The sequence below is a fragment of the Nocardiopsis oceanisediminis genome, from assembly GCF_048595525.1.
Taxonomy (GTDB): Bacteria; Actinomycetota; Actinomycetes; order Streptosporangiales; family Streptosporangiaceae; genus Nocardiopsis_A; species Nocardiopsis_A oceanisediminis.
The window spans coordinates 2,206,883-2,219,427 of the sequence record NZ_JAFMZJ010000001.1; the positions used below are offsets into that span (position 1 = coordinate 2,206,883).

At 74.2% G+C, this 12,545-nt stretch carries 9 protein-coding genes; 4 read left to right on the forward strand and 5 right to left on the reverse strand.

Annotated features, from left to right (window positions below):
- Positions 1-199 precede the first annotated feature (199 nt).
- Positions 200-1,570: an MFS transporter gene (locus J0910_RS09895; RefSeq protein ID WP_420158226.1), complete on the forward strand. Its 1,371-nt coding sequence runs from the start codon at positions 200-202 to the stop codon at positions 1,568-1,570.
- Here the strand turns inward: J0910_RS09895 and J0910_RS09900 are convergent.
- Entirely contained in the window at positions 1,549-2,013 is a 465-nt protein-coding gene (locus J0910_RS09900) for an acyl-CoA thioesterase (protein ID WP_420158227.1), read from the reverse strand. The two genes, J0910_RS09895 and J0910_RS09900, sit on opposite strands and share 22 nt — an antisense overlap.
- Before the next feature lie 136 nt (positions 2,014-2,149).
- Positions 2,150-4,258 carry a prolyl oligopeptidase family serine peptidase gene (locus J0910_RS09905; RefSeq protein WP_420158228.1) on the reverse strand — a complete coding sequence of 703 codons (2,109 nt, stop codon included), beginning with the start codon at positions 4,256-4,258 and terminating at the stop codon, positions 2,150-2,152.
- A 272-nt stretch (positions 4,259-4,530) separates the two neighbouring features.
- On the opposite strand from J0910_RS09905, the gene J0910_RS09910 reads away from it, so the two are divergent.
- Positions 4,531-5,073 carry an HNH endonuclease gene (locus J0910_RS09910; protein WP_420158229.1) on the forward strand — a complete coding sequence of 181 codons (543 nt, stop codon included), beginning with the start codon at positions 4,531-4,533 and terminating at the stop codon, positions 5,071-5,073.
- A gap of 141 nt (positions 5,074-5,214) precedes the next feature.
- Entirely contained in the window at positions 5,215-5,415 is a 201-nt protein-coding gene (locus tag J0910_RS09915) for an FmdB family zinc ribbon protein (protein WP_420158230.1), read from the forward strand.
- Between the two features lie 117 nt (positions 5,416-5,532).
- Here J0910_RS09915 and ilvD read toward each other — a convergent pair whose 3' ends face one another.
- Together ilvD and J0910_RS09925 are read right to left on the reverse strand one after the other, a co-directional pair.
- Complete coding sequence (gene ilvD, locus J0910_RS09920) at positions 5,533-7,395, reverse strand: dihydroxy-acid dehydratase (protein WP_420158231.1); 1,863 nt, start codon at positions 7,393-7,395, stop codon at positions 5,533-5,535.
- Positions 7,396-7,567: 172 nt separating this feature from the next.
- On the reverse strand, positions 7,568-8,368 hold the full coding sequence (locus J0910_RS09925) for a nuclease-related domain-containing protein (RefSeq protein WP_420158232.1): 801 nt from the start codon (positions 8,366-8,368) through the stop codon (positions 7,568-7,570).
- Positions 8,369-8,575: 207 nt separating this feature from the next.
- On the opposite strand from J0910_RS09925, the gene J0910_RS09930 reads away from it, so the two are divergent.
- Positions 8,576-10,006 (forward strand): amidase, encoded by a 1,431-nt coding sequence (locus tag J0910_RS09930; RefSeq protein ID WP_420158233.1) that lies wholly within the window; start codon positions 8,576-8,578, stop codon positions 10,004-10,006.
- On the opposite strand, the gene J0910_RS09935 is transcribed toward J0910_RS09930, so the two are convergent.
- A complete protein-coding gene (locus J0910_RS09935) occupies positions 9,897-11,192 on the reverse strand; it encodes an MFS transporter (RefSeq protein ID WP_420161939.1) in 1,296 nt (431 codons plus the stop codon). The genes J0910_RS09930 and J0910_RS09935 overlap by 110 nt on opposite strands.
- Positions 11,193-12,545: the final 1,353 nt, after the last annotated feature.

Sequence of the window (12,545 nt, forward strand, 5' to 3'; positions counted from 1 at the left end):
CGCCGCGCGGGCGGTCCGCCGGCCGGGTGCGGGTCCGGGAATGTGTCCGGGATACATGGGCGCGCCGCACCGTGAGTGGGCGGCCGCCATGGCATGGGCCACACTGGGCGGCCTACGGTGCAGCTGCCGAGGCCTTCCGGGCGTCCGGAGGGCCTCGGATCATCCCCCCCCCGACCGTGCGGAAAAGGTGGAGAACCCCATGGCCACGACCCGCGACGGCACCCCGCGCAGCTCGTTCGCGAAGGTGGTGACGTCCAGCCTGATCGGTACCACGATCGAGTGGTACGACTTCTTCCTCTACGGATCCGCGGCCGCGCTGGTGTTCGGCTCGGTGTTCTTCCCCGAGTCCGACCCGCTGACCGGGACGCTGCTGGCGTTCGGCACCTACGCGGTCGGGTTCGTGGCCCGGCCGGTCGGAGGCCTGGTCTTCGGGCACTACGGAGACCGGATCGGCCGGAAGAAGCTCCTGGTCATCAGCCTGCTGATGATGGGCGCATCGACGTTCGCGATCGGGCTGCTGCCCGGCTACGCCACGATCGGCCTGCTGGCGCCGCTGCTGCTCATCCTGCTCCGGCTCATCCAGGGCTTCGCGCTGGGCGGCGAGTGGGGCGGGGCGGTGCTCCTCGTCTCCGAGCACGGCAGCCCGCGCCACCGGGGCTTCTGGGCGTCCTGGCCGCAGGCCGGCGTGCCCTGCGGGAACCTGCTGGCCACCGCGGTCCTCGCGGTGCTGGCCGCGACCATGTCGGACGCCTCCTTCGAGGCCTGGGGGTGGCGCATCCCGTTCCTGCTCTCCGGGATCCTGGTGCTGATCGGGCTCTACATCCGGCTGGCGGTGTCGGAGTCCCCGGTCTTCCTGGAGGCGGCCGCGCGGGCGGAGAAGGCCCGGACCTCCGAGGGCGCCGTCGAGCGGGCCCCGCTGCTGCTGGTCCTCCGGGACCACTGGCGCGAGCTGCTGGTGGCGATGGGCGTGCGCATCGCGGAGAACATCTCCTACTACGTCATCACGGCGTTCATCCTGGTCTACGCGGTGCAGGAGGCCGGCGTCGACAACGGCACGGTGCTCAACGCGCTGCTGGTCGCCTCGGTGGTGCAGCTGGTCGCCATCCCGCTGTGGGGGCTGCTCTCCGACCGGGTGGGGCGCCGCCCGGTGGTGGCCTTCGGCGCGGTCGGGGTGGGCGCCTGGGCGTTCGCGTTCTTCCCGATCATCGACCGGGGCACGTTCGGCGCGCTGCTCGCCGCCGCCGCGGTCGGCCTGGTGCTGCACGCCGCCATGTACGGGCCGCAGGCCGCCTACTTCTCCGAGCTGTTCGGCACCCGGACGCGCTACTCCGGCGCCTCCATCGGCTACCAGCTGGCCTCGATCGTCGCGGGCGGCCTGGCGCCGCTCATCGCCACCGCGCTGCTGGCCGCCTTCGCCTCCTCGGTGCCGATCTCGGTCTACGTGGCCGCGGCGTCGGTGCTCACCCTGGCGGCGGTCGCCGCGTCGCCGGAGACCCGCGGCCGCGACCTGGCCGAGCGCCCCGAGCCGGACGGGGCGGCCGACCCGGGTCAGGCCGCCGGGTCCCGGTAGCGCAGCAGGTAGGCCCGCTCGCCGGCGTCCAGCCGGCGGGCGGCCTGGCGGTCCAGGTCGTAGCCGACGATGACCGACTCGGCGCGCAGGTAGACCGCCTCGTCGTCGAGGATCTCGTAGGCCAGCCGGAAGCTGGCGTTGCGCACCTCGGTGACCCGGGTCTCCACCCGGACCGGGGCGCGGCGGAGCAGCAGCGGCCGCAGGTAGTCCGCCTCGTGCCGGGCGACGACCAGCGCGCCGAACAGCCGCTCCCCGCCGTCGTCCGGCTCGGAGTCCCACTTGAGGAACGCGATCCGGGCGTCCTCCAGGTAGGTCAGCATCCGCACGTTGTTGACGTGGTTCAGCGGGTCGAGGTCGGCGAAGCGGACCTGGGCCAGGTGCACGTGGCGCTCACCGCCCCCTTCGGTCCGTCCGGGGGGCGCCTCGGTCGCGATCTCCACCACTGCTCAGGTCCCTGCCTCTTCGCCTCTGTGATCCCGGGCGGCCCGTGCGCACGGCACCCGCTCGCGGTGGGCGTACCGGACCGCCCACCAGCCGATTGTGCCGCGCCCGGCGGGCCGCCCGCACACCGGCCCCGGGTCAGGGCCCGCCGGGGCCGGGCCGCAGCCCGGTGTAGCGGGCGAGGAACGCCAGCTGCTCGGAGCCGAGCGCCACGCTGCGGCTCACCGAGCGGGAGCTGTGCCCGACCTCCGACTCCCGGCGGAGCAGCACCGGCCGCTCCTGGAGCGGGGCGGAGGTGGCGTGCTGCACGGCGGCGCACATCTTCCGCGCATGCAGCGGGTCCACCCGGGTGTCGTTCTCGAAGACGGTGAACAGGACCGCCGGGTAGCGCTCCCCCTCCCGGACGCGGTGGTAGGGGGAGTAGGACAGCAGCCAGTCCAGCTGCTCGGGGTCGTCGGCGGAGCCGTACTCCACGTTCCACAGCCGGCCCAGCCCGAACCGCTCGTAGCGGACCATGTCCAGCAGCGGGGCCGAGCACACCGCGGCCGCGAACAGGTCCGGCCGCTGGGTGACGGCCGCACCCACCAGCAGGCCCCCGTTGCTGCCGCCCATCACGGCGAGCCGGTCCGGGGCGGTGGTGCCGGACGCGATGAGGTGCTCGGCGCCGGCGGCCAGGTCGTCGAAGACGTTCTGCTTCCGGTCGAGCATGCCCGCCCGGTGCCACTCCTCGCCCTCCTCCAGGCCGCCGCGGAGGTTGGCGACGGCGTAGGCGCCGCCGGCCCGGACCCAGGCCAGCGCGCTCGCCGAGTAGCCGGGGGTGAGGGAGAGCGCGAAGCCGCCGTAGCCGTACAGCACGGTCGGCAGCGGCCCCTCGGCCCCCTCGGGGGAGAGCACCAGCATCCGCACGGCGGTGCCGTCCTTGGAGGCGTAGGCGACCTGCTCGGCGCGGACCCCGGGCAGGTCGAGGTCGGCGGCCCCGGGGGCGGCGGCCCAGAGCGAGGCCTCGCCGGTCCGCACGTCCAGCCGGTACACCGAGGCGGGGGTGGTGTGGTCGGTGTAGGTGAACCACACCTCGTGGCCGCCCTCGGGCCGCTCGGTCAGCGCGCCGACGCTGCCCGGCCCGGGCAGCTCCACCCTGCCCAGCGGCTCGCCGGTGGCCAGGTCGTGCCGGGTGATCTCGGAGACCGCGTGCCGGGACCAGACCGCGATCAGCTGCGGCCGCTCCAGCTCCGGCCCGTCCGCGACGGCGTACCCGCCGAGCACCGCCTCCGGGTCGGGGCCGATCAGGGTGCGCCAGTTCTCCGGGCCGGGGGCGGCGGGGTCGCAGACGCACAGCCGGCCGCGGGGCGCGTCCCGGTCGGTGGAGACGTACAGGCGGCCGTCCCGCCCGACGTAGGGCTCGGCCTCGGCGTCCGCTCCCTCCTGCACCGGGACGAAGCGGGGCGTCTCCGGGCCGGACTCGGCCAGGTCGGCGATCCAGGCGTCGTTGCTGACCGACGTCCCTTCGGAGGCGGTCAGCAGCAGGTGGCGGCCGGAGCGGTCCACGGCCGCCCCGAAGTACTCGGTCATGCCGCGCCCCTCGCCGAAGACCAGAACGTCCTCGTCGGCGGGCCGGCCGACCCGGTGCAGGTAGACGCGGCGGTGGTACTGGCGCTCGTCCTCGGGCACCTGCTCGGGCGGGAGCCGGCGGACGTAGTAGAACGCCTTGCCGCCGGGCAGCCAGGCCGGGGCGGAGTGCCGGGTGCGGTCGATCGGGCCGTCCACCGCCTCGCCGGTGGCGATGTCCATGACCCGGAGCAGGGACTCCTCGTCGCCGCCCTCGGAGAGGTGGTAGGCGAGCAGCCGCCCCTCGTCGTCGGGGTACCAGCCGTCCAGGGTGGTGGTGCCGCCGGGGTCGATCGCGGTGGGGTCGATCAGCACCCGCTCGCCCTCGCCCGGCGCCGAGGTCACCAGCGCCCCGTGCTCCTGGCCGGGCTCGCGCCGGACGAACAGGCACCGCTCGCCGCGCCACACCGGCGGGCCGACGTGGCCGGCCCGCATCAGCGCGGTGATGTCCGCGGCGAAGGCGGACCGCTCGGGCCAGGAGTCGCACATCCGGGCGTAAAGGGAGTCCTGGGCCGCGGACCATTCCCGGGAGGCGGGCGAATCCGCCTCCTCCAGCCAGCGGTAGGGGTCGGCGACGGAACGGCCGTGCAGATCTTCGACCAGGTCCGAGCGGCCGGCCGCAGGGTAGCGGTGATGAGGCATGACCGCACCCTATCGGCGTGCTTCACGCCGCCGATTCATACCGTGCGCCATTATCGGAAGCCAGGGGTTTTCCGCGAGCCCGCAGAATTGGGGTGGCGGCGGACGGGTCCGACCCAGCAAACTGAATGCGGGACTAAACGCTGCGGGAACCACCCACGGGAGGTCCGTGTGGAAGAGTCGACAGAGGCGGCCGCGAGGCCGGCCCACAAGGAGGTCTCCTGGCTGGCCGATCGGCTGGCCGGGGTAGAGACACGTACGGCCGGAGCGGTGCTGTGAGCGCCCGCACCGGCACGGAGGGCGCACTCCGCAGGCACGTCCTCCTGCTCAACGCCAGCTACGAACCCCTGACCACGCTCCCTCTGCGCCGCGCCGTGCTCCTGGTGCTCAGGGAGAAGGCCGAGGTCGTCCACGGTGACGCGGCCGGTGCGGTACTGCACTCCGCGACCACGGCGCTCTCGGTGCCGTCGGTGATCCGGCTCCGCCGCTACATCAGGGTTCCCTACCGCCGCCGCGTTCCGCTGACCAGGATCGCGCTGATGCGCCGGGACGGCAACCACTGCGCCTACTGCGGCAAGCGCGCCGAGACCATCGACCACGTCATCCCCCGGAGCCGGGGCGGCGCCCACGTCTGGGAGAACGTGGTCGCCTCCTGCAAGCCCTGCAACCACAGGAAGGCCGACCGTCTCCTCGACGAGCTGGGGTGGACGCTCAACGTCACCCCCACCGTTCCACGGGGTCTGCACTGGCGGCTGATCAACGGAGACCAGCACGGCGACCCGCAGTGGGCGCCGTACATGCCCCGCCAGGCGGCCTGACCAGGACAACCGAACCGCGCAGCGCCCACCGTGACGCGCCCCGGGGGACCACCCGGGGCGCGTCGCCCGTTCCAGGGGAGCGCGTGCACGAGCGTGCCGCGGCCGTCGCCGCGGGGGCGGCCGATCCCTATCATCGATGCCATGCCTCGATACGAGTACGCCTGCCGGACCTGCGGCGAGTCCTTCGAACTGTCCCGGCCGATGGCCGAGTCCGCCGACCCCGCCGACTGCCCGCAGGGGCACGGCGACACGGTGAAGCTGCTGTCCCGGGTGGCCGTCGGGGGGATGGCGGCCGAGCCCGCCGGGGGCGGGGGCTGCTGCGGCGGCGGGTGCTGCGGCTGACCGCGCCCCCGGACCGCCGGGGCGGTCCTCCGCCCGTCGGCCCCGGGCCGGAACGGGCGGAGCCCGGGCCCCCGCCGTGCGGCCGGGACCCGGGCTCCGCCGGTGCCGGTGCGGGCCTCAGCCCTCGATCTGGGAGACGTCCCGGGAAGCGCCGGTGGAGGCCGAGGTGGCCATCGCGGCGTAGGCGCGCAGCGCGGGGGTCACCGCCCGCTCGCGGGCGCGCGGCCGGAACCCGCCGAGCTCCTTGAGCAGCCGCTCGCGGCGGGCGTTCAGCTCCTCCTCGGCGACCTCCAGGGTGAGGCCGCGGTTCGGGATGTCGATGCTGACCACGTCGCCGTCCTCGACCAGGGCGATGTCGCCGCCGGCCGCCGCCTCCGGGGAGGCGTGCCCGATGGACAGCCCGGAGGTGCCGCCGGAGAACCGGCCGTCGGTGACCAGGGCGCACGCCTTGCCCAGCCCGCGGCCCTTGAGGAAGCTGGTCGGGTAGAGCATCTCCTGCATGCCGGGGCCGCCCTTGGGGCCCTCGTACCGGATGACCACCACGTCGCCCGGCTCCACCCGCTTGTTCAGGATGCCCTCGACCGCGTCCTCCTGGCTCTCGAAGACCTTGGCCGGGCCGGTGAAGGTGAGCAGCTCCTCCTCCACGCCGGCGGTCTTGACCACCGCGCCGTCCACGGCCAGGTTGCCGAAGAGCACGGCCAGACCGCCGTCGGCGCTGTAGGCGCTGCCGACCGAGCGGATGCAGCCGGCCTCCCGGTCGGTGTCCAGGCTCTCCCACCGGGTGTCCTGGGAGTAGGCCTTGGTGGTGCGCCGCCCGCCCGGCGCGGCGTGGAACAGCTCGACCGCCTCCGGGGCCGCGGTGGGCGAGGCGATGTCCCACTCGGCGAGGAACTCGCCGACCGTCTTGCCGTGCACGGTGGGCAGCGACGTGTCGATCAGCCCGCCGCGCGCCAGCTCGCCGAGGATGCCGGGGATGCCGCCGGCCCGGTGCACGTCCTCGATGTGGTACTTCTCCGTGTTCGGCGCGACCTTGCACAGGCAGGGCACCTTGCGGGAGAGCTCGTCGATCTCGGGCAGGCCGAAGTCCACGCCGGCCTCGGTGGCCGCGGCCAGCAGGTGCAGGATGGTGTTGGTGGAGCCGCCCATCGCGATGTCCAGCGCCATCGCGTTGCCGAAGGCCTGCGGGGTGGCGATGGACAGCGGCAGCACCGAGGAGTCGTCGCCCTCGTAGTAGCGCTTGGCGACGTCCACCACGAGCCGGCCGGCGTCCTGGTAGAGCCGCTTCCGGGCGACGTGGGTGGCCAGTACGGTGCCGTTGCCCGGCAGCGCCAGGCCGATCGCCTCGGTCAGGCAGTTCATCGAGTTGGCGGTGAACATGCCCGAGCAGGAGCCGCAGGTGGGGCAGGCGGCCTCCTCCAGCACCGCGAGCTCCTCGTCGGAGACGCTCTCGTCGGCGGCGGCGATCATCGGGTTGATCAGGTCGAGCTTGCGCTCCTTGGTGGCGGTCCCGTCGACCACGGTGACCCGGCCGGCCTCCATCGGGCCGCCGGAGACGAACACGGTGGGGATGTTCAGCCGCATGGCGGCCAGCAGCATCCCCGGGGTGATCTTGTCGCAGTTGGAGATGCAGACCAGGGCGTCCGCGCAGTGCGCGTTGACCATGTACTCCACCGCGTCGGCGATGAGCTCGCGGCTGGGCAGGGAGTAGAGCATGCCGCCGTGGCCCATGGCGATGCCGTCGTCGACCGCGATGGTGTTGAACTCCCGGGGGACGCCGCCGCCCTCGCGGACCGCCCCGGCCACCACGTCGGCGACCTCGCGCAGGTGCACGTGGCCCGGGACGAACTGGGTGAAGCTGTTGGCCACCGCTACGATCGGCTTGCCGAAGTCCTCGCGCTCCACGCCCGAGGCGCGCATGAGAGCGCGGGCGCCGACCATGTTCCGGCCGTGGGTGACGGTGCGTGAGCGGAGTTGCGGCATGGGGTGCTCCCAACGAGAACGGTGTTTCAGACCGATGGTATCCCCGGCTCCGAGCTGCCCGTGTCTCGACTCAGAAGATCACCGTCTCATATCATGAGATATCGTGTCCGGGGCCGGACACGGCGGCGGCCCGCCCCGGACCTCCGGGAGCGGGCCGCCGCGGGCGCGGGGGTCAGTACTTGGCGGGGAGGACCTTCTCCGCCGCGCGGTGGATGTCCTCGATCTCCTGCTCGGTGAGGCGGCTCTTGCCGCTCCGCAGCCACTTGCGCACCTTGGTGCCGCGGATGATGTCGACCCCGCGCAGGTTGTGGCTGTCCCAGGGCATCCCGGGACCGTAGATGGCCAGCGAGGCCCGGACCTGCACCGGCCGGCCGAGCTCCTCGCTGATCAGCTGCTGGGCGGTCCGGGCCTCCTCCAGCGCCTCGTCGATCCGCTCGTTCTTGGAGAACCGCCCGTGGTAGAGGCTCTCCAGCTTGTTGCGGAGCGGAAGCCGCTTGTCCCACGACTCGGAGTCGATCGCGAACGCGCCGCGCCGCCCGACGATGAAGTGGTCGATCTGGCCGTTGCCGCCCGGGGTCCCGCGCGCGTGCAGCACCCGGTAGCCCAGCCGCTTCATCACCCGCAGCTGCGCCTCGGTGCGCCGCTGGGCCATGGAGGGCTTCCGCCAGCGGGGGACCTCCGAGTGGCGCCGCGCGGTGCGGACGATGAACCCGATGAGCACGGCCGCGGCGAACGTCGCCCCGATCTGCCAGTCCCGGGTGAGCAGGCCCGTTGCGAGCCCGACGGCCAGCGCGATCGCGCCGCGCACCGCCCACCTGCGGGTCGCCTCGGGGGAGACCAGGTCGCCGTAGGTGCCGAGGAGCCCGTTCTTCGGGCCCTCGCCGCTCTTCTTGTCCGCCGACACGAAAAAGGGCGACAGGGATGCCGCCTCAGGGCGCTTGGCGCCGTCCTTCGCACTGGTTGCCGATTCCACGGTGCACAGATTAGTTCCATCCATATGCGAGTCCCAGTCCATTGGAACTCACACTTTTGTTCCCTTCTTCTTGGGGGAATCTCACGTGTTCGTCACCGGAGGGAGGGAAGGATAACCCTTTACCCGGACCTCTCTAGAGAAGTACCGGTGCCGCCCTCCGCCCCGGCGGGGTGTCGCCGGGCGGGCCCGCCGCGCTAGCCTCCGCCCATGAATCGGATTCACGACCTGACGGCGCTGGAGCAGGCCGAGGCGGTCCGCCGCCGGGAGCTCTCCCCGGTGGAGATCACCGACCACTACCTGGACCGCATCGACCGGTTGGACGATCAGGTCGGGGCCTTCATAACGGTCACCGCGGAATCGGCGCGGGAACAGGCCCGCAAAGCGGAGGAACGGGTGCTCCGCGACGCGCCGGAGGACCTCCCCCCGCTCCTCGGGGTGCCGGTTCCGGTCAAGGACCTGGACCCCGTTGCGGGCGTCCGGCACACCTTCGGGTCGGTCGCCTACGCGGACAACACCGCGGCGGTCGACGCCGAGTTCGTGGTCCGGCTGCGCGCGGCCGGCACGGTGATGACCGGCAAGACCAACACCCCCGAGTTCGGCAGCCCCTGCTACACCGAGAACGACATCGCGCCGCCCGCCCGCACCCCCTGGGACGCCTCCCGCTCCGCCGGCGGCTCCAGCGGCGGCGCGGCCGCGGCCGTCGCGGCCGGGCTGGCCCCGGTGGCCCAGGGCAGCGACGGCGGCGGCTCGATCCGCATCCCGGCCAGCGTCTGCGGCCTGTTCGGGATCAAGCCGTCCCGGGGCCGGATCACCTCGGCCCCGGTCCGCCCGGACTACGTCGGCCTCTCCACCTCCGGGCCGCTCGCCCGGACCGTCGCCGACGCGGCCCTGCTGCTCGACGTGATGTCCGGCTCGCTCCCCGGCGACTACTACACCGCTCCGCCGCTGCCCGCCGGGGAGACCTTCCTGGACCACGCGGGCCGGGAGCCGAAGCGGCTGCGCATCGGAAGGTTCAGCGCGGCCCCGGTCCCGGGCGTCCAGCCCGACCCGGCGGTGCTGGAGGCCTACGAGGACGCCACCCGGCTGCTGACCGGCCTCGGCCACGAGGTCGAGGAGGCCGAGTGCCCGTTCGACGCCTCGATGCTGCGGATGTTCTCGGTGGTCTGGGCGGCGATGACGGTGGCCAGCCCGGTCCCGCCGGAGTACGAGGACCGGCTGCGCCCGCTCACCCGGAGCCTGCGCGCCAAGGCCCGCGGGCTCTCGGTGGAGGACTACATGCGGGCCACCGCCGGGCTGCAGCTGGCCATCCGCAAGGCGATGCCGGCCATGCTCGGCTACGACGTGCTGCTCAGCCCGACGCTGGCGGCGCTTCCCGCGCCGGTGGGCCACTTCGACGCCGGGGACGACCCGGAGGAGGAGTTCGCCCGGATGACCCGGTTCACCCCCTACACCTCCATGTTCAACGTGACCGGCCAGCCCTCCGCGAGCGTCCCGCTGCACTGGACCCCCGAGGGGCTGCCGGTCGGCGTCATGCTGACGGGCCGGATGGGGGAGGAGGCGACTCTGCTGTCCCTCTCGGCTCAGCTGGAGAGGGCCCGTCCGTGGGCGGACCGGCGTCCCCTGCTGTGGGACGCCTGACCTTCATCCCCAGGGTGAGCAGCGCGCCGAGGGTCGCCAGGGCGGCGGCCCCGGCCACGCCCGCCGCGATCCCGCCCAGGTCGATCAGCCAGCCGGTGAGCGGCGAGGCCAGCGAGATGCCGCCGGTCGTCGCGGTGGTCATCCAGCCGTAGGCCTCGCCCCGCCGGTCCGGTGGGGCCAGTTCGCCCACCCGCTCGGTCACCGCGGCGACCGTCGGGGCGATGGCCAGGCCGGCGATGAACAGCACCGGGCCGATCAGCCACGGCGTCGGCAGGTGCAGCACCGGAGGCAGCAGCGGGATCAGTAGCAGCGCCCCGGCGGCGGTGCCGAAGGCGCGCCGCGGAATCCGCGGCCGCCCGGCCAGGGTGCCCGCGATCAGGCCGCCCACCAGCGACCCCAGCGCGTAGATCGCCATCAGGCCGCCGGCGTAGCCGGGCGTGCCCAGCTCGCGGGACCAGGCGACCATGGCCAGGTCGATCGAGCCCAGCCCGGCGACCATCAGCATGATCACGGCGATCACCAGCAGCACCTGGGGGTCGGTGAGCAGCGACCGGCGGCGCCCGGCGGGCTCCGCCGAGCCGGCCTCCCCGGTGGGGCGCGGCGGCAGGGTGTGCCCGGCCCGGCGCAGCGCCAGCGCGAACCCGACGGCCCCGGTGCACCCGATGGCGCCCAGCACGAGCAGGCCGGTGCGGCCGCCGCCGAAGCCGACCACCATGGCCGCCAGCAGCGGGCCGGCGATGAAGAGCAGCTCCTGCAGGGTGGCCTCGGCGGCGAACATGGTCTGGCGGACCGGACCGGAGGTGATCCGGGGCCACAGCGCGCGGCCGATCTGGGTGGCGGGCGGCTGGAACACCCCGGTGGCCACGGCCAGCGGGACGGCGATCCACCACAGCGCCGCGGGCAGCATCGCCATCGCGGTCAGCCCGCCCCCGTACACCGCGGCCGAGGCGAGCAGCAGCCGGTCGTTGGGCTGCCGGTCGGCCATCCGACCGCGGATCGGCCCGCCCAGCGCGGTGCCGGCGGTCAGCCCGCCGGCGACCAGCCCGGCCAGGGCGTAGGAGCCGGTCCAGTCCGCGACCAGGAAGGTGACCGCGATCGGCATGCCGCCGATGTGCAGCCGGGCGGCCAGGGACCAGAAGAGGAGGGAGCCCACGTCGGGCACGGCGAAGAGGCGGCGATAGGACATGAGCACCGTCTCAGTGAAGCACAGATTCGTCCCATGTTTAATCCGTTTTTCAATGCCCGGCGCCCGCACCCGGCGCGAGCGCGAGCGCGAGCGCGGGCGCGGGTGATGGGGGCGGGGTGCGGAGGTCGGCCGGCTGCGGCGCCTCGCGGGGCTGGGGTTCAGACGGGCGGCGACGGCGAGGGTAGGGGCGGAGCGCGGGTGTCCCAGCCGGGCGCGGCGCCCCACGGAGCGAAGGTTCAAACCGGCGGCGACGGCAGAAGTAGGGGCGGGGCGAAGGTCTCACCCGGGTGCGGCACCCCACGGGGTGGGGGTCCAAGCGGGCAGCGACAGCGGAAGTAGGGCCGGGGCCGGGCGCCTCACCCGGGCGCGGCGCCCCACGGAGCCAGGGTTCAGGCCGGCGGTGACGGCGCAGGCAGGGGCGGGGCGAAGGCGTCGTCCGGGCGCGGCGTCTCGCGGAGTGAAGGCTCAGACCAGCGGCGACGGCAGAGGCGGGGCCGGGGTGCAGGCGTCGCCCGGGCGCGGCGCCTCACAGAGCGAAGGCTCAAGCGGGCGGCGAGGGCGGGAGTGGGGCCGGGGGCGGCGTTCACCGGTCCGGCCCGTGTTCCCGGCGGGGGAGAGCGGTGTTCCGGCGGCGCGCCCAGGGGCGCCCTGCCAGTAGAGGGGGTTATGTCCGTTATGCCGGATCGCCGGCGGGGATCGGGCGGGCCGGGGGCGCCCTGCGCACCTCGGCGGCGGCCCCGATGACATCTACCGGCGAGTAGCACCCCCGGAAGCCCCGCCGCCCCCTCCCTGGTCACTCAGAGTCGCGGAAGCGGGGCTTTGCGGGAGGGCGAATGCGACATCTCGCCCCCGCACCGCCCCTGCCCCCGCACCGCCCCTGCCCGGGGTTCCGGCCCCGCCTTTCCGGCCTTCCCGGCGGCACGGATCCCCGATCACCGCCCCTATCAGGGCCGTTCGGGCCCCAGGAGGCCCGTTCCGGCCCGGGATGCGCGCCCAGGAATCACCGGGGTGCTCTCGCGGTGCGCAGGGCGCCCCCCCGCCACCATCACTGTCCGTGTTTACCCAGGTCAGAGAGGTGTCGGTGATCGCCGAGCGACCCGCCCCGGCGCCGGGGCGACGCGGGCGCGGCGATCCCGCCCCTTCACCCGCCCCCGCAGGCGCCCCGCTGCCCCGGCCCCCTTCCTGCCCTCGCTGCCTGCCTGTACCCCGCTCCGTGAGGCGCCGCGCTCGGCCGGGATGCCTCGGCCCCGCCCCTGCCTCCGCCGTCGCCGCCGGCCTGAACCTTCGCTCCGCGAGACGCCGCGCCCGACCGACCGGCTGGCACGCCCCCTGCCTTCGCCGCCGGTTTGAACC

Bases quoted from the DNA above. Each gene is read 5' to 3' on its own strand.
- ilvD (WP_420158231.1), bottom strand. From the start codon at position 7,395: ATGCCGCAACTCCGCTCACGCACCGTCACCCACGGCCGGAACATGGTC.
- J0910_RS09930 (WP_420158233.1), top strand. From the start codon at position 8,576: ATGAATCGGATTCACGACCTGACGGCGCTGGAGCAGGCCGAGGCGGTC.
- J0910_RS09935 (WP_420161939.1), bottom strand. From the start codon at position 11,192: ATGTCCTATCGCCGCCTCTTCGCCGTGCCCGACGTGGGCTCCCTCCTC.
- J0910_RS09895 (WP_420158226.1), top strand. From the start codon at position 200: ATGGCCACGACCCGCGACGGCACCCCGCGCAGCTCGTTCGCGAAGGTG.
- J0910_RS09915 (WP_420158230.1), top strand. From the start codon at position 5,215: ATGCCTCGATACGAGTACGCCTGCCGGACCTGCGGCGAGTCCTTCGAA.
- J0910_RS09905 (WP_420158228.1), bottom strand. From the start codon at position 4,258: ATGCCTCATCACCGCTACCCTGCGGCCGGCCGCTCGGACCTGGTCGAA.